The organism is Pseudomonas fuscovaginae SE-1, assembly GCF_000364705.1.
GTDB classification, from domain to species: domain Bacteria; phylum Pseudomonadota; class Gammaproteobacteria; order Pseudomonadales; family Pseudomonadaceae; genus Aquipseudomonas; species Aquipseudomonas fuscovaginae_A.
In genome coordinates this window covers 25,078-41,134 of sequence record NZ_AQOH01000126.1, presented here as the reverse complement: position 1 = coordinate 41,134, position 16,057 = coordinate 25,078, and the positions used below count along the sequence as shown (strand labels likewise).

The following is a 16,057-nucleotide window of genomic DNA, read 5'->3' as shown; positions in this document are numbered from 1 at the left end:
GCGCCACCGCCGGCAGCGGCGGCTCGCCGATGCCGCCCATCTTCTCCCCGCTCTCGACCACCCGGACGTGCACCCTGGCCATGCGTGACGGCGGCAGGATCGGATACAGGTCGTAGTTGCGCGCCTTGGGCTTGCCCTCGAGCCACACCGCTTCCTCGACCAGCGTCTGCGACAGCCCCAGCGCCACGGCACCGTTGACCTGTGCTTCGACAATCGCCGGGTTGACGATGCTACCCGGGTCGATGGCCTGCCAGATGTCATGCACCTTGACCTGCCCCTGTTCGATCGAGACCTCGGCGATCACCGCCGTCTGGGTACCGAACGGCGAGGCCATGGCCACGCCACGGGCGCGCTTGCTGCCGTCTTCAGCCGTGAACGGCCCGCGCTTCCAGCCGCCGGCCAGCTCGCCCACCGCGTTGAGCAGCGTGGTGAGCCGCGGGTTGTCGCGCAGCAGGTGCAGGCGCAGTTCGAAGGGGTCCTTGCCGCCCTTGTCCGCCAGCTCGTCGAGGAACGCCTCGTAGAAGAAATCGTTGAGCGAGTTGCCCACCGAGCGCCAGTAGCCGAGCATCGCCGGGCCCTTGACGTAGATCTGCGCGATGCGCTTGTTGGCGATCGCATAGGACTTGCCCGCCAGCCCTTCGACGGCGGTGGGGTCGATCTTGTCGCCCTGCTGGCCGGCCAGGGACTCGGTCGGCCCTTCGGTCGCGCTGATCGCCTCGAGGGCGACAGGGAAGCCGTTGTCGTCCAGCGCGCCACGGAACCTGACCGCCGCCACGGGGCGCAGCACATCACGCAGGAACTCTTCCTCGCGACTCCAGATCAGCTTGATCGGCCGCCCGACCGCCTTGGCCAGGGCAATGGCCTGGGGATAGGGGTTGGCCGAGCCGTAGAGGAAGTGCCGACCAAAGAAACCGCCCAGCAGCGGCGAATGCAGGGTGATGCGCGAAGCATCGAGCCCGGTCAGCTTGGCGATGTCGTTGCGGAACATGTCCGGTGCCTGGTTGGGCAGCCAGACTTCGAGCGAGCCGTCGGCATTGAACCGTGCCAGGGCCGAGGGCGGCTCCAGTTGGGCGTGGTTGAGGTACTGGTTGTGATAGCTGGCCTCGACGGTGTTCCTGGCGCCGGCCAATACCTTGGCGACATCGCCCTCGTTTTCGGCGTCACGGGCCTGGCCCTGCTCGCTGGCCAGGTGCTGCACATAGGCGTCGCTGGAGAAATCCGCCGGCATCACCCGCAGCGGAGAATCGGCCGCCGCCTCCTGCCAGTCGACCTGGAGGGCTTCCACCGCACGCTTGGCGTGCCACCAGCGCTCGGCGACCACCGCCACCGCGCCCGGCAATTGATGCACCGAATGCACGCCCTTCATGGCCTTGACCTGCGCTTCGTTACGCAGGCTGCCGACGCTCATGCCCAGGCGTGGCGCGTGCTGCACCGCCGCGTGGAGCATGTCGTCGACCTTCAGGTCGATGCTGTAGAGGGCACGCCCCGTGGACTTGTCGTAGGCATCGACGCGCTTGACCGGCTTGCCGATCCAGCGGAACTGGCCGGGGTCGCGCAGCTTGACGCTGGCCGGATCCGGTACCGGCAGGTCCATGGCCCGCTCGGCCAATTCGCCATAGGCGAGCGAACGACCGGACGCCGCATGCAGCACCTTGCCCGGCTCGGTCGACAGCTCGCCGACCGGCACGCCGAGTTTTTCCGCGGCCGCCTGCAGCAGCATCAGGCGCGCCAGGGCGCCGAGGCGGCGCATGGTCGGGTAGCTCATGCGCACCGACATGCTGCCACCGGTGATGCGCATGCCGTTGTCCATCACCACATACGCGTCGCCGGGCGGCGCGCTGTCGACCACGAAAGTGGCCGGATCGGCGTCCAGTTCTTCGCCGACGATCTGCGCCATGGCGGTGTAGGTGCCCTGCCCGCCTTCCATGAACGGGCACAGCAGGCGCACGGTGTTGTCCGGGCGAATCTCCAGGAACGCCGGCACCTGGGTGCCGCGCTCGACCGCCGCCACGGCGGCCTGCACCCGTGCCGAGCCCATGGGCAGGCCGAAGCCGAGCACCAGGGAGCCCACCGCCGTGCCAATCAGAAAGCGGCGCCGGGACAGGTTGACCGGGTCGGCCGACAGTGAGTCCAGGATCTGTTCAGCACCCTCGATACGACTGTTCATCAGGCTTCCCCCTTCTGCGCGGCCAGGTCATGCACGGCGGCATGAATGGCGTTGTAGGTGCCGCAGCGGCACAGGTTGACCATCGCCGCCTCGATCTGCGCATCGCTGGGTTTGGGAGTGTGCTTGAGCAGCGCGGTGGCGGCCATGACCTGGCCGGACTGGCAGTAGCCGCATTGGGCGACCTGATGCTCGACCCAGGCGGCGACCACGCGCTTGCCCACGTCATCGGCCTCGATCGCCTCGATGGTGGTCACCTCGCGGCCGACCACGCCGGCCACCGGCGTGACACAGGCGCGGACCACGCTGCCGTCGACCAGCACCGAGCAGGCGCCGCACTGGGCCAGGCCACAGCCATACTTGGTACCGGTCATGCCCAGGTCATCGCGGATCACCCACAGCAGGGGCGTATCGGCGTCGGCATCGACCTGATAGGTCTTCTGGTTGATTCGTAGTTCCATGGCTCACCCGCTCATCATCGGTTGATGTTTCTTCGTTATAGGCGATGACGCGCCGCAAGACGCTTCACCGGTCGGAACGCCCGTTCGCAAGGCGGGTCGTTCAGTAGGCCTGGGCCGCTTCGCCGGAGGACCGGCTTTCGGGCACCTGGCCACGCAATAGCGCAATGTCCTGCCGGGGTGCGGCCCCGAACAGCCGGCCGTATTCACGGCTGAACCGCGAAGGACTCTCGTAGCCCACCGCAAACGCCGCCCGCGACACATCCAAGCGCTCGTTGAGCATCAGCCGCCGCGCCTCGAGTTCGGCGAGGATGGACACGTCCAGCTTCAGCACCAGGCCGATGCAAGGCTGCTCCGGGCTGGCCATGATCACCTCGGAATTGGCCGGCAAATCCAGTGAGGTGACCAGAAAGCGCCAAGGGCGACACCGGGCGGGTCTGGGATGGATTCATGGTGACGGGCTCCTTGCTCCAGACTCTAGCCCGCGGCCAAGAGCATTCCTATCCATCACCCTGCAAGTCCAGAGGATTAGGCAAGTATTCGATTGGATTGAGCTACGACAGAGCGGTGTCGGCCGCCAATGGGCATGTCGGGCCGGTCCAGTCAGCCGCAGTCCGTGCGCTGGACAGAGGGCTTTGGTAGATTCGCGCTACGAGCGGCAGCGGGCCGCCGATCAAACCTTTAAGCGGAACCGGCATGGCGAAAAAATCTGGCGAGTCTTCTTCCACCCAACAGCCCGGCGCTGCGCCAAGGCCGCTCAACCCGACCCTCATCGATGTCGCCAAGGTCGCCGGTGTTTCGCCGATCACCGTCTCGCGGGCCCTGAATCGCCCCGAGGTGGTGAGCAAGGCCGCGCGCGAGAAGGTGCTGGCTGCGGTCCGCGAGGTCGGCTACGTGTCGAACATGCTCGCCGGCAGCCTGGCGAGCAATCGCAGCCGGCTGGTGGCGATTCTGCTGCCGACCATCGCCAACTCGATCTTCGCCGACACCGTCCAGGCACTGATGGACCGCCTGACCGCCGCCGGCTACCAGACCCTGCTGGGCCTGACCGGCTACTCGGCCGACCAGGAGGAAAAACTCATCGAGGCCCTGCTCGGACGGCGCCCCGACGGCATCGTGCTGACCGGTACCCTGCACACCGAGGCCAGCCGCCAGCGCCTGGCGCAATCGGGCATCCCGGTGGTGGAGTCATGGGACCTGGGCGACGATCCGCTGGACATGCTGGTGGGCTTTTCCCATGAGGCGGTCGGCGAAGCGATCGCCCGCCATCTGCTGGGCAAGGGGTACCAGCGCTTTGCCGTGGTCGGTATCGGCGACCCGCGCGGCGTGCGCCGCTGCAAAAGCCTGCTGGCCGAACTGGCCCGGCACGGCCACCAGGATATCCCGACCCGCCTGCTGACCCCGCCCGCCACCCTGGAAGTCGGGCGCACCGGCCTGTGCCAGTTGCTCGACGAGGGGCACCAGCCGGACGTCGTGGTCTGCAGCTCCGACACCATCGCCCAGGGCGTGTTGGCCGAAGCCGCCAGCCGCGGCCTGCGCGTGCCCGCCGACCTGGCGGTCATGGGCTTCGGCGACCTGAGCAGCGCCGCCCAGGTCCACCCGCCGCTGTCGACCGTGCGCGTGGACGGTACGCGCATCGGCGAGCAGATCGCCAAGGCCCTGCTCGAACGCTTCAATTACCCCGCCGGCAGCGCCGATCCGGTGCGCATCGACACCGGTTTCAGCCTCATCGACCGCCAGAGCACCTGAGGATTTTTCCCGCCAGGCGACGAATGACCCCTTGAATGATTGCGCAATCATTGTAAGATCGGACCAACGGCCATCCACCCCTGATCGGTGAATGGCTGTTTTTTCGAGCCGAAATGATTGCGCAATCATTCAAGCAATCAGCCCCGGCACCGAACATCACAACAAGGAAAACAACAGTGATCACTCCCGCCTCCGAGGTGGCCAGGACCCACGTCCGCTACCTGATCCTGGCGATGATTTTCATCGTCACCGTGTTCAACTACGTCGACCGTGCCACCCTGTCGATCGCCGCCCCTGCCCTGCGCACCGACCTGGGTTTCGATGCCGTGACCATGGGCATCGCTTTCTCCGCGTTCGGTTGGGCCTACACCGCCATGCAGTTGCCTGGCGGGGTGATTCTCGACCGCTTCGGCTCGCGCCTGGTACTGGGCCTGAGCCTGGTCATCTGGTCGACCTTCACGTTCCTGCAAGGCTTCGTCGACCTGTTCAGCTCGGCGTTCCTGGCGCTGTTCGTACTGCGCTTCCTGATGGGCGTGGCCGAGTCGCCGGCCTTTCCGGCCAACAACCGGCTGACCGTGATGTGGTTTCCGCGTCACGAACGCGGCCTGGCCACGGCGATCTTCCAGTCGGCGCAGTACTTCGCCCTGGCGGCGTTCACGCCGCTGATGGTGCTGTTGCTCAACAGTTTCGGCTGGCAGCACGTGTTCTTCTGGACCGGCGGCGCCGGCATCCTGATCGGCCTGCTGTGGTTCCGCTTCGTGCACGAGCCACGCCGCGACAAGCGGGTCAACCGGGCGGAACTGGAGTACATCGAGTCCGGCGGCGGCCTGCCCGACATGGGCGAGATCAAGACCCCGTTCAGTTGGGCCTCGCTGCGCCGCATCGGCGGCAACCGCATGATGAGCGGCATCTACCTGGGCCAGTTCTGCCTGACCTCGATCACCTGGTTCTTCCTCACCTGGTTCCCCACCTACCTGATCGAGGCCAAGGGCATGACCCTGCTCAAGGTCGGCCTGGTGGCCGCGATCCCGCCAGTGGCCGGCTGTCTGGGCGGGATGATCGGTGGCGTCTGGTCGGACTGGATGCTCAAGAAGGGCTTCAGCCTCACCGCCGCGCGCAAGACCCCGATCATCTGCGGCCTGCTGGCGTCGAGCAGCATCGTCATCGCCAACTACACCCAGTCCACCGCGCTGGTGATCCTGGTGATGTCGGTCGCCTTCTTCGCCAAGGGCGTCGGCAACCTCGGCTGGTGCATCGTCGGCGATGTATCGCCCAAGCACGCCATGGGCATCAGCGGCGCAATGTTCAACTTCTGCGGCAACATCGCCAGCATCGTCACGCCGATCGCCATCGGCCTGCTGGTCAAGCAGGCCTCGTTCGACGCCGCCCTGGTCTACGTCGGCGCCATGGGGCTGCTCGGCGCCTTTGCCTATCTGGTCATCGTCGGGCCGCTCAAGCGCCTGGACGTCGATGCCCCGCCTTCCCCGGTCGAAACGGCCCCGGCCACACCCTCCAACCCGGCTCGCTGACCCTCCCCCCCCTTCAGACACAAGGAAAACCCCATGCACGCTCAAGCACCACAACGCCCCAGTGCCGACAACGACCGCATCGCCCACGTCAAGGTGTCCTCGGTGTTCCTCCCGCTGGCCAACCCGATCAGCGATGCCAAGGTGCTGACCGGCCGGCAGAAACCGATGACCGAGATCGCCATCCTGTTCGCCGAGATCGAAACCGAGGACGGCCACAAGGGCCTCGGCTTCAGCTACTCCAAGCGGGCCGGTGGCCCGGGCCAGTTCGCCCACGCCCAGGAAATCGCCCCGGCGCTGCTCGGGGAAAACCCCAGCGACATCGCCAAGCTGTGGACCAAGCTGTGCTGGGCCGGTGCCTCGGTCGGCCGCAGCGGCCTGTCAACCCAGGCGATCGGCGCCTTCGACGTCGCCCTGTGGGACCTCAAGGCCAAGCGCGCCAACCTGTCACTGGCCCGGCTGCTCGGTGCCCAGCGTGACTCGGTGCGTTGCTACAACACCTCCGGCGGCTTCCTGCACACACCACTCGACCAGTTGCTGAAGAACACCGACCTGTCCCGGGAAAAAGGCATTGGCGGGATCAAGCTCAAGGTCGGCCAACCCGATTGCGCGATCGACCTGCAGCGGGTCAGCACCGTGCGCCAGCACCTGGGTGACAGCTTCCCGCTGATGGTCGACGCCAACCAGCAATGGGACCGTCCCACCGCCCAGCGCATGTGCCGGCGCTTCGAGGCATTCAACCTGGTGTGGATCGAAGAGCCGCTGGACTGCTACGACGCCGAGGGCCACGCCGACCTGGCCCGGCAGTTCGACACGCCGATCGCCACCGGCGAGATGCTCACCAGCGTCGCCGAACACGCCGAGTTCATCCGCCTGCGCGGCGCCGACTACCTTATGCCGGATGCGCCGCGGGTCGGCGGCATCACGCCGTACCTGAAGGTGGCGGCCATGGCCGAACAGGCCGGTGTGATGATCGCCCCGCACTTCGCCATGGAACTGCACGTGCACCTGGCGGCGACCTACCCGACCGAGCCGTGGGTCGAGCACTTCGAGTGGCTGGAACCGCTGTTCAACGAACGCCTGGAAACCCGCGACGGTCGCATGCTGGTGCCGACACGACCGGGCCTGGGGCTGTCGCTGAGCGAGCGCGTCCAGGGCTGGACCGCGCAGGTCGCCGAGTTCGGCAAGCGGCCTTGAGCCAGCCACGGCGACAGGGCTGAAGCTGCGGGTACTCATCCAGCCCTGGGCATGAGCACCCTGCCTGCGCTCTACTTTCTTTCCATGGCACCCGCCCTGGCGTTTGCGCAGTCCCCGGGAATGCCCGGGGCTTTTTGCGGTCTGTTCTGGCAGCCCCTACAAGGAAGACCCGACCATGCGTATCTCCCCGCCCCTCTGGCTGCTCACCGTCCCCCTGCTCGGCGGTTGCCAGTTCCTGCCCCATCACGAGTTCTTCAAGGCGCCGGAGAACGAGGCGAATCCGGCCTGGGTGCGGATCGTCAACTACACCCAGCATTCGGAGATCTACCAGTACGAGAATGGCGTGCGCTCGGGTGGACTGATCCGGCGCAACGAGTTCGTGCTGGTCCATACCCAGGACAAGGGCATGCCCAAGGCCGGCCAGGATCTGACGTTCAACTACTACGAAACGCCGGTACGGCCGGGCCTGGAAACCGAGGTGGACATGTCCTATGTCGGCGATCGCACCGACTCGTGCACCGTCTCGACGAAGTTCACGCCCAAGGCCGGGCATTACTACCAGTTCCTCATGAAATCGGGCTCTGGCGTCGGCAAGTGCACGATGTACCCCACCTTGATCGAACGCGACGAGACAGGCCCGGGCTGGCACCTGAGCCCGAATCCCGACGTCACCTATGCCAACGGCAGCAACGAGAGCAAGACCTGGTACTTCATGGAGCGCTACAGGGACCCCGGCTACCAGGGTTTCAATCCCGGGCGCTGAGGGGCGCGGGTGCTCCCCTGCCCCACGGGCGCTGGCCCCCTGGTCCTCCTTCCCGCGTCGGCCCCGTCCGATAGCGGGTGTCATCTCTCCACCACCACTGTAGCGACCGGCATGACGCCGCCGCTCCGGTGGCGGACCGGCATGCCCTTCAGATCAATCCGTACAGGCATGACCCGTGCGCGTAGGTAGCATCATTCCATAGCCCCCTGGCTGTTGCAGCACAGTGAGTCACGCACAGGACACACACCATCAGGCCGGCGACCACCGTCAGCGGGTCATCGACAACCGGTACCCAACTGAGCAACAACGACCACCGGCGGCTAGCCCTTGTTTTTCTTCTTGTCGATGCTTTTCATGCGGGCGCTGGCCTTCTGCACCGTGGCCATCTTCTCCGGGCGCTTCATGCCACGCCACTTGCGGATTTCTTCCCGGGTGCGCCCGCAGCTCACGCACATTTCGCTGTTCAACTGACACAGCGAAACGCAGGGATTTTCAATGTCCTTTGCCATGGATCAGGCTGCCCGGTATTCGACCGTGAGGTGAGTCACCTCATGGACCGGCTTCAAGGCCTCGCGCACATCCTCGGCCGACAGTTCCGGGGAGCCCTGCACACTGACGATCGCCGCTCGCGCTTCAGGCCCGACCCGCCAGACATGCAGGTCGGTGATCCTGAGCCTGCCGGACTGGCCGAGCCGTTCGCGGATCTGCTCGGCCACGTGCTCGTCGGTCCGGTCCAGCAGCACCGCGGCCGTGTCCTGCATCAGCGTCCAGGCCCAGCGCGCGATGACCGCGGCGCCGACGATGCCCATGAGCGGATCGAGCCAGACCCAGCCGAGGTATTTGCCCGCCAGCAGCGCCACGATCGCCAGGACGGAGGTGACCGCATCGGCCAGCACGTGCACATAGGCCGAACGCAGGTTGTTGTCTTCACCGTGGGCGTGCCCGTGAGGTGGATGATCGTGACCCTGCCCATGGCCATGGCCGGCGACACCGGCCAGCAGCAGCGCGCTGACGATGTTAACCGCCAGGCCGATGACCGCGATCAGCGTGGCCATGCCGAACTGCACCTGGCGCGGTTCGAGCAGCCGCATGACCGATTCGATGCCGATGCCCAACGAGATCAGCCCCAGGATCAGCGCCGAGGCGAAGCCACCCAGGTCGCCGACCTTGCCGGTGCCGAAACTGTAGGCGGCATTGCCGGAGTGCTTGCGTGCGAACGCATAGGCCACCGCCGCGATCCCCAATGCCCCGGCATGGGTGGCCATGTGAAAACCGTCGGCCAGCAGGGCCATGGAGCCGGTGATGTAGCCGGCGGCAATCTCGCCCACCATCATCACGACGGTGAGGAGCACCACGCAGAGTGTGCGCCGGGCGTTGTCATCGTGGCCGGCACCCAGAAAGTCGTGGCTGTGCAGGTGGTTCGGATGGCTCATGACGACCTCACTTCGCATAACGGCGAATGGCTTCGAGCAGGTCTTCCACGCCCTGTGCCCGCTCCTGGTCAGTGAGCCCCACCTTCGCGACATGCTCGCGGGCATGGTCCTCGATGATCTCGTCGAGCAAGCCATTGATGGCGCCGCGGGTGGCGGCCACCAGGTGCAGGGTCTTGGCGCAATCGGCATCACCTTCCAGGGCACGCTCGATGGCCTGGACCTGGCCGGCGATGCGTTTGACCCGCTTGAGCAGATCGTCCCGGTTGGATTTCATGTGCCCCATGGCATACCCCCCTACCCTATACCAAGACGCATGATGACGCTCGACTCCCCGATTGGCAAGGCCGTTATCCCACAGGAGCGAACGAGCGCTCCGATCACGGCAGCACGACACATCACGCCCGCCAGGCCGAACGCTCAGCCGGAAGCGACCAACGCCCCACCCCTGCCGCCTTCAAGGCGTAAACCGCTTCGGGCGGCAGACACCGTCTGCCGCCCCCACACTCAGTGGTTGTAGGCCCGCTCGTTGTGCTCGGCCAGGTCCAGCCCCATCTCCTCGACATGTTCGTCGGCTCGCAGACCGACCAGCAGCTTGACCACTTTCAGGATGATCCAACTGACGACGAAGCAGTACACCGTGGTGAACAGCACCCCCTTGATCTGCGCGACCACCTGGCCGCCGAGGGTCACGCCTTCCACCAGGCCACCCAGCGACGGCACGCAGAACACCCCGGTGAGCACAGCGCCGATCATGCCGCCGATGCCGTGCAGGCCGAAGACGTCCAGGCTGTCGTCATAACCGAGGCGCTTCTTCAGCACGGTGACGCTCAGGTAACAGAACACTCCGCACAGCAGGCCGATCGCCAGCGCGCCGCCGACCCCGACATAGGCACAGGCCGGGGTGATTCCCACCAGGCCGGCCAGGGCACCGCTGGCCAGGCCCAGGGCACTGGGTTTACCGACCTTGAACCACTCGGTGAACATCCAGCCGAGAATGCCGGCGCAGGCCCCCAACTGGGTGTTGAGCATGACGATGCCGGACAGACCGTTGAGGCCGCCGCCCGAACCGATGTTGAAGCCGAACCAGCCGACCCAGAGCATCGCCGCGCCGGTCATGGTCAGGCTGAGGTTGTGCGCCGGCATCGGCGCGTTCGCATAGCCCTTGCGCTTGCCCAGCATCAGGCAGGCGGCCAGTGCCGCCACACCGGCATTGATGTGCACGGCGGTGCCGCCGGCGAAATCCAGCACGCCCCAGTTGTGCATCAACGCCCCCGCACCGCCCCAGACCATGTGCGCCACCGGCGCGTAGACCAGGGTGAACCAGACGGCCATGAACAGCAGCGCCGCCGAGAACTTCATGCGTTCAGCGAAGGCGCCGGCGATCAGTGCCGGGGTGATGATGGCGAAGGTCATCTGGAAGGTGACGAACACCCCTTCCGGGATCTCGCCGACCAGGCTGTCCGGGGTCATGCCGACAAGGAACATCCGACTCAGTCCGCCGACGAAACTGTTGAAGCTGACCTGCCCCTCGACCATGTTGCTGGTATCGACGACCAGGCTGTAGCCGAAGATCACCCACAGCACGCCGACCAGGCCGGCGATGCCGAAGCATTGGGTGAACAGCGACAGCATGTTCTTGGCCCGCACCAGCCCGCCGTAGAACAGCGCCAGCCCGGGCAGGCACATGAACAGCACCAGGACCGCCGCCGTCACCATCCAGGCGGTGCTGCCGCTGTTCAGGGTCGGGGCGTCGGCCGCCTGGGCCAGGGGAATGCACGCGCCGAGCGCGAGCACTGCGAGAAGGGATTTGCCGGGTAGACGATTCACCATTTTCGAAGCTCCTGCAATGAGATGGAAAAGTGCCGGGCAGAAAGTGCTGTAAAGATGTGTCGGGCCCTGGAGGCCTCTGTGTCAGGTGTCACACCAACGCGGTGGAAGACTCCATGGTTTTGCGTTCGGCGCTGCCCTGTGGGAGCCGGCTTGCTGGCGATAGGGGTCGATCAGGCTATACCGCTCTCGCGGCATGGCCGCCTTTGGCGGTTCGCCAGCAAGCCGGCTCCCACAATTCGATCGTTCCCACGCTCGGCGTGGGAATGCCTCCCAGGACGCTCAGCGTCCGCTCTTGCGACGCAGAGCGTCACGGGCTGCGTTTCCACGCCGAGCGTGGGAACGATCATCAAAAGAGCCGGTAGCCCCTGTCCGTACCTAGTACCGCTGTCCGGGAATCCACGAGGTCCCGGCCAACGGCACCCGGGCCATGGCAGCGGACTCGACGGTCAAGGCCACCAGGTCCTCGGGGTCGAGGTTATGCAGGTGGGACTTGCCGCAGGCACGGGCCATGGTCTGCGCCTCCAGCACCAACACACGCAAATAGTTGGCCAACCTGCGCCCCCCCTCCACCGGGTCCAGGCGTTTCGACAGCTCCGGGTCCTGGGTGGTGATACCCGCCGGATCACGGCCGTTCTGCCAGTCGTCGTAGAAACCGGCGGCCGAGCCGATCTTCTTCAATTCCTCGTCCAGGCGCGGGTGGTTGTCACCCAGGGCGATCAGCGCCGCCGTGCCGATGGCCACCGCGTCCGCGCCCAGGGCCATGGCCTTGGCCACGTCGGCACCGTTGCGGATGCCACCGGAGACGATCAGTTGCACCTTGCGGTGCATGCCCATTTCCTGCAGCGCCTGCACCGCCTGGGGAATCGCCGGCAGAATCGGGATACCGACGTGTTCGATGAACACTTCCTGGGTCGCAGCGGTGCCGCCCTGCATGCCGTCGAGCACGATCACGTCGGCACCGGCCTTGACCGCCAGCTTGACGTCGTAATAGGGGCGGCTGGCGCCAATCTTCACGTAGATCGGTTTCTCCCAGTCGGTGATCTCGCGGATCTCGGCGATCTTGATCGCCAGGTCGTCCGGGCCGGTCCAGTCCGGGTGGCGACAGGCCGAACGCTGGTCGACACCGATCGGCAAGGTGCGCATGCCGGCCACCCGCTCGGTGACCTTCATGCCCAACAGCATGCCGCCGCCGCCCGGCTTGGCGCCCTGCCCCAGGACGATCTCGATGGCGTCGGCCTTGCGCAGGTCGTCCGGGTTCATGCCGTAGCGCGAGGGCAGGTACTGATAGACCAGGTGCCGCGACTGGCCGCGCTCTTCGGGCGTCATGCCGCCGTCGCCGGTGGTGGTGCTGGTACCGGCGATGGTCGCGCCACGGCCCAGGGCTTCCTTGGCGTTGGCCGACAATGCGCCGAAGCTCATGCCGGCGATGGTCACCGGGATCTTCAGGTGGATCGGCTTCCTGGCGAAGCGGTTGCCGAGGATCACGTCGGTACCGCATTTCTCGCGATAGCCTTCCAGCGGGTAGCGCGAAACGCTGGCACCGAGCAGCAGCAGGTCATCGAAGTGCGGCAGCTTGCGCTTGGTGCCGCCACCACGGATGTCATAGATGCCGGTTTCGGCGGCCCGCTGGATTTCCTGGATGGTCAGGCGATCGAAGGTGGCCGACTCACGCAGGACCGGAGCGGTTTTCGGGGTGGTGGATTCACTCATGTTCGGGCTCCTGGATCAGTACGCGCTGGCGTTGTCGACTTTGAAGTTGTAGAGCTGGCGGGCCGAGCCGTAGCGCTTGAAGTCGCTGGCCTTTTCGTTGAAGCCGGCCTGGTTCAGCAGGGCCTGCAGTTCCTCGAGGTGCTCGGGACGCATCTCCTTCTCGATGCAGTCCGAGCCCAGAGACTCGACCTTGCCCTTGACGAAGATCCTGGTCTCGTACAGCGAGTCGCCCAGCGCATCGCCCGCGTCGCCGCACACCACCAGGCGCCCGGCCTGGCCCATGAAGCAGCTCATGTGGCCGATGCTGCCGCCGACCACGATGTCGATGCCCTTCATCGAGATGCCGCAGCGGGCCCCGGCATCGCCCTCGATCACCAGCAGCCCGCCGTGGGCCGTGGCGCCCGCGGCCTGCGAGGCACTGCCCTTGACCCGCACAGAGCCGGACATCATGTTTTCGGCGCAGCCGACCCCGACGTTGCCGTGCACGGTGATCGAGGCCTTCTGGTTCATGCCCGCGCAGTAGTAGCCGGCGTGCCCCTGGATATCCACGGACACCGCTTCGTTGACGCCCACCGCCAGGTTGTGCGCACCGTTGGGGTGAGTCACGAGCCATTCGCGTTCTCCAAGTTGCCGGGCCTGATCGTGCAGGGCCTGGTTCAGCTCACGCACGGTGCTGGTGGAAAGATCGATGGTTTTCATGTGTGTGCTCCTTAAGCCGACTGGCGTTCCCAGATGTACAGGGTGGCGGGGACAGGCTCCCAGACCTTGGCCTTGTCGATGCCCGGCAGGCTCGACAGCGCCTGGTATTCCGAGGCCATGGCGACGTAGTCGTCGGTCTCGGCGAGGATTGCCGGCTTGCAGGCGATCGGGTCGCGGATCACCGCGAAGCCGTTGCGGGTGCCGATGGCAAAGGTGAAAAAGCCGTCGAGGTCTTCCAGGGACTTGTCCAGCGCAGTCTTCAGCGAATCCCCCTGTTGCAGGCGCCAGGCCAGGTAGCCGGCCGCCACCTCGGTATCGTTCTCGGTCTCGAAGTGGATGCCCTCACGACGCAGGTTCTGGCGCAGGCGCGAGTGATTGGACAGCGAGCCGTTATGCACCAGGCACAGGTCGGCGCCGGTGGAGAACGGGTGGCTGCCTTCCAGGGTCACCGCGCTTTCGGTGGCCATGCGGGTGTGGCCGATGATGTGGCTGCCCTTCATCGACGCCAGGCCGAAACGCTCGGCAATCTCCCTGGGCAGGCCCATGCCCTTGAGGATCTCGATGCTCTGGCCGGCGCTCATGATGCGCACCTGCGGTGCCAGCTCCGCCAGTGCGGCACGCACCGGCGCCTCTTCGGCACGGATCTTGAGTACGATGGCGCTGGCGTTCTGGAACCAGTCCAGCGGTGCCGCCAGCCGGGCTTGCAGCGTCTCGACCAGGGCCTTGAAGTCGAAGCCTTCGGTGCTCGCCTGCAAGGTCAGCTTGACCCAGCCCTCCCCCACTTCATCGCCATAGATGGCAAAGCCGGCGCTGTCCGGCCCCCGGTCGGTCATGGCTTCGAGCATCGGCTCGAACAGTTGGCCGAGCCGGGACTCCAGCGCCGGATTCTTCAGGTAAAGCCCTACAATTCCACACATATCGCAAACTCCTGGGCAGAAGACGCCCGGCCCCTGGGCAGGGCGTCGGAAACGGTTGGTCAAGACGGATGGATCAGAAAAACTCGGTGTAGCGCTGCACTTCCCAATCGCTCACATGGCGGCTGTACTCCACCCACTCCATGCGCTTGAGCTTGATGAACTCGCCGACGATCTCCCCGCCCAGTACTTCGGCGAACAGCGGGTCGGTTTCCAGGGCATCGCAGGCCTCCTTGAGCGACTGCGGCAGGGTCCTGATGCCGCGGGCGGCGATCTCCTCCAGGCTCAGCTTGTAGAGGTTCTCGTTGCAAACGTTGTCGATTTCCAGCTTGCGGTCGATGCCATCCAGGCCCGCGGCGATGATCGCGGCGCTGACCAGATAGGGGTTGCAACCGGCATCCGGCAGGCGGAACTCCAGGCGGCCATAGGGCACGCGGACCATGGCCGAGCGGTTGTTGGCGCCGAAGGCGATGAACGCCGGGGCCCAGGTGGCGCCGGACAGCGAGTTGCCGACCACCAGGCGCTTGTAGGAGTTGACCGTGGGCGCGGCGAACGCGCACAGCGCCGGGCCGTGGGCCAGCAACCCGGCGGCGAAGTGATAGGCCAGCTTCGACAGGCCCATGCCGCTCGGGTCGCTGGGGTCGTGAAACAGGTTCTTGCTGGTCGCGCTGCTGATCGACAGGTGGAAGTGCATGCCGTTGCCCGCGCGTTTCGGATCGGGCTTGGGCATGAACGAGCAGATCATGCCCATGTCGTTGGCGATCTCGCCGGCGGCCATGCGGAAGAAGGTGAAGCGGTCCGCCGACTCCATGGCATCGCTGTAGGTGTAGTTGATCTCGAACTGACCGTTGGCGTCCTCGTGGTCGATCTGATAGATGTCGAAGCCCACCGGCTGCAGGGCTTCGGTCAGACGTTCGAGAAACTCGCGCGAGCGCGACAGGCCCTTGTAGTCGTAGCAGGGCTTGTCCAGGGCATCGCTGGCGTCGACCAGTTGCAGCGCGCCGCTGACGTCACGGCGAAACAGGCTGAACTCGGGTTCGAGGCCGGTGTTGAGCGTCCAGCCACGATCGCTCAGGCGCTCGACCTGGCGCTGCAGCACGTAGCGGCTATCGTAGGGCCAGGGCTTGCCGTCGACGTGGCCGATGCACACGACCCGGCCGTAGCCCTTCTGCCACGGCACCGGGGTCAGCGACGACAGGTCGCCCCGGGCCATGAAGTCCGGGCCGTGGGGTTCCATGCCCATGCCACAGATGGCAAACCCGGCGAACCCCGCACCCTCTTGCGCAACCATCTCCAGACCCGAAACCGGCACCGATTTGGTCTTGGACGAACCGTGGATATCGACGAACTGAGCCAGCACATATTTGATCCCGTGCTCCTCGATCAGCCGCTGTGTTTCGGGTGGCAACATGAGCGTTCACTCCTGGCGAAAGGCAAGACGTTGTGGTTGGGAACCGTCGTTTCGCTTCCTGGCCGAAACTTATTCCAATCAGGAAACTTATTTTCCCAATAGGAATGCAATGGCCTTGCCAAGTCTGCCGACCCGGGTCACGAGCGTCGGGATTGCGGCATTTCCTCTGTATATATGGGAAACTCGTTTTCACCGAGGGAATA

The 16,057-nt window shown here is 65.7% G+C and carries 14 protein-coding genes and 1 pseudogene; 4 read left to right on the top strand and 11 right to left on the bottom strand.

Annotated elements, in window-relative coordinates; translation table 11 throughout:
• The 3 genes and pseudogenes from K675_RS0113070 to K675_RS0113060 form a co-directional block, all read right to left on the bottom strand.
• Positions 1 to 2,167 (bottom strand): xanthine dehydrogenase family protein molybdopterin-binding subunit (locus K675_RS0113070; protein WP_017903964.1); only part of this gene is annotated, 2,167 nt, incomplete at its 3' end.
• The gene (locus K675_RS0113065; protein ID WP_017903963.1) at positions 2,167 to 2,625 is read right to left on the bottom strand and encodes a (2Fe-2S)-binding protein; all 459 of its coding nucleotides are present in this window, start codon (positions 2,623 to 2,625) and stop codon (positions 2,167 to 2,169) included. The genes K675_RS0113070 and K675_RS0113065, both read right to left, overlap by 1 nt.
• 100 nt (positions 2,626 to 2,725) lie before the next feature.
• Positions 2,726 to 3,043: pseudogene (locus K675_RS0113060) on the bottom strand (AraC family transcriptional regulator N-terminal domain-containing protein); the annotation flags it as partial.
• 275 nt (positions 3,044 to 3,318) lie between these two features.
• Between K675_RS0113060 and K675_RS0113055 the strand changes: the two are divergent.
• The 4 genes from K675_RS0113055 (at position 3,319) to K675_RS0113040 (ending at position 7,857) form a co-directional block, all read left to right on the top strand.
• Positions 3,319 to 4,371 carry a LacI family DNA-binding transcriptional regulator gene (locus K675_RS0113055; RefSeq protein ID WP_017903961.1) on the top strand — a complete coding sequence of 351 codons (1,053 nt, stop codon included), beginning with the start codon at positions 3,319 to 3,321 and terminating at the stop codon, positions 4,369 to 4,371.
• Between the two features lie 176 nt (positions 4,372 to 4,547).
• Complete coding sequence (locus K675_RS0113050) at positions 4,548 to 5,900, top strand: MFS transporter (RefSeq protein WP_017903960.1); 1,353 nt, start codon at positions 4,548 to 4,550, stop codon at positions 5,898 to 5,900.
• 33 nt (positions 5,901 to 5,933) lie between these two features.
• Positions 5,934 to 7,094 (top strand): L-talarate/galactarate dehydratase, encoded by a 1,161-nt coding sequence (locus K675_RS0113045; protein ID WP_017903959.1) that lies wholly within the window; start codon positions 5,934 to 5,936, stop codon positions 7,092 to 7,094.
• Between the two features lie 175 nt (positions 7,095 to 7,269).
• Positions 7,270 to 7,857 carry a hypothetical protein gene (locus K675_RS0113040; RefSeq protein ID WP_017903958.1) on the top strand — a complete coding sequence of 196 codons (588 nt, stop codon included), beginning with the start codon at positions 7,270 to 7,272 and terminating at the stop codon, positions 7,855 to 7,857.
• A 320-nt stretch (positions 7,858 to 8,177) separates the two neighbouring features.
• On the opposite strand, the gene K675_RS0113035 is transcribed toward K675_RS0113040, so the two are convergent.
• The 8 genes from K675_RS0113035 to glnT all read right to left on the bottom strand — a co-directional run bounded on the left by K675_RS0113035 (position 8,178) and on the right by glnT (position 15,854).
• The gene (locus K675_RS0113035; protein WP_026145144.1) at positions 8,178 to 8,366 is read right to left on the bottom strand and encodes a DUF1289 domain-containing protein; all 189 of its coding nucleotides are present in this window, start codon (positions 8,364 to 8,366) and stop codon (positions 8,178 to 8,180) included.
• Between the two features lie 3 nt (positions 8,367 to 8,369).
• Positions 8,370 to 9,290, bottom strand: coding sequence for a CDF family Co(II)/Ni(II) efflux transporter DmeF (gene dmeF, locus K675_RS0113030; protein WP_017903956.1), 921 nt, complete (start codon positions 9,288 to 9,290; stop codon positions 8,370 to 8,372).
• Positions 9,291 to 9,297: 7 nt separating this feature from the next.
• Positions 9,298 to 9,573: a metal/formaldehyde-sensitive transcriptional repressor gene (locus K675_RS0113025; protein ID WP_020481052.1), complete on the bottom strand. Its 276-nt coding sequence runs from the start codon at positions 9,571 to 9,573 to the stop codon at positions 9,298 to 9,300.
• 221 nt (positions 9,574 to 9,794) lie between these two features.
• Entirely contained in the window at positions 9,795 to 11,120 is a 1,326-nt protein-coding gene (locus tag K675_RS0113020; protein ID WP_017903954.1) for an ammonium transporter, read from the bottom strand.
• Between the two features lie 375 nt (positions 11,121 to 11,495).
• The gene (locus K675_RS0113015) at positions 11,496 to 12,830 is read right to left on the bottom strand and encodes an FMN-binding glutamate synthase family protein (RefSeq protein ID WP_017903953.1); all 1,335 of its coding nucleotides are present in this window, start codon (positions 12,828 to 12,830) and stop codon (positions 11,496 to 11,498) included.
• A gap of 15 nt (positions 12,831 to 12,845) precedes the next feature.
• The gene (locus K675_RS0113010) at positions 12,846 to 13,529 is read right to left on the bottom strand and encodes a protein glxC (protein WP_017903952.1); all 684 of its coding nucleotides are present in this window, start codon (positions 13,527 to 13,529) and stop codon (positions 12,846 to 12,848) included.
• A gap of 11 nt (positions 13,530 to 13,540) precedes the next feature.
• Positions 13,541 to 14,446: a class II glutamine amidotransferase gene (locus K675_RS0113005; RefSeq protein ID WP_017903951.1), complete on the bottom strand. Its 906-nt coding sequence runs from the start codon at positions 14,444 to 14,446 to the stop codon at positions 13,541 to 13,543.
• Positions 14,447 to 14,519: 73 nt separating this feature from the next.
• Positions 14,520 to 15,854: a type III glutamate--ammonia ligase gene (gene glnT / locus K675_RS0113000; protein WP_017903950.1), complete on the bottom strand. Its 1,335-nt coding sequence runs from the start codon at positions 15,852 to 15,854 to the stop codon at positions 14,520 to 14,522.
• Positions 15,855 to 16,057 lie beyond the last annotated feature (203 nt).

Bases quoted from the DNA above. Each gene is read 5' to 3' on its own strand.
- K675_RS0113005 (WP_017903951.1), bottom strand. From the start codon at position 14,446: ATGTGTGGAATTGTAGGGCTTTACCTGAAGAATCCGGCGCTGGAGTCC.
- K675_RS0113025 (WP_020481052.1), bottom strand. From the start codon at position 9,573: ATGGGGCACATGAAATCCAACCGGGACGATCTGCTCAAGCGGGTCAAA.
- K675_RS0113015 (WP_017903953.1), bottom strand. From the start codon at position 12,830: ATGAGTGAATCCACCACCCCGAAAACCGCTCCGGTCCTGCGTGAGTCG.
- K675_RS0113020 (WP_017903954.1), bottom strand. From the start codon at position 11,120: ATGGTGAATCGTCTACCCGGCAAATCCCTTCTCGCAGTGCTCGCGCTC.
- K675_RS0113035 (WP_026145144.1), bottom strand. From the start codon at position 8,366: ATGGCAAAGGACATTGAAAATCCCTGCGTTTCGCTGTGTCAGTTGAAC.
- K675_RS0113010 (WP_017903952.1), bottom strand. From the start codon at position 13,529: ATGAAAACCATCGATCTTTCCACCAGCACCGTGCGTGAGCTGAACCAG.
- K675_RS0113055 (WP_017903961.1), top strand. From the start codon at position 3,319: ATGGCGAAAAAATCTGGCGAGTCTTCTTCCACCCAACAGCCCGGCGCT.
- K675_RS0113040 (WP_017903958.1), top strand. From the start codon at position 7,270: ATGCGTATCTCCCCGCCCCTCTGGCTGCTCACCGTCCCCCTGCTCGGC.
- K675_RS0113045 (WP_017903959.1), top strand. From the start codon at position 5,934: ATGCACGCTCAAGCACCACAACGCCCCAGTGCCGACAACGACCGCATC.
- dmeF (WP_017903956.1), bottom strand. From the start codon at position 9,290: ATGAGCCATCCGAACCACCTGCACAGCCACGACTTTCTGGGTGCCGGC.
- glnT (WP_017903950.1), bottom strand. From the start codon at position 15,854: ATGTTGCCACCCGAAACACAGCGGCTGATCGAGGAGCACGGGATCAAA.
- K675_RS0113065 (WP_017903963.1), bottom strand. From the start codon at position 2,625: ATGGAACTACGAATCAACCAGAAGACCTATCAGGTCGATGCCGACGCC.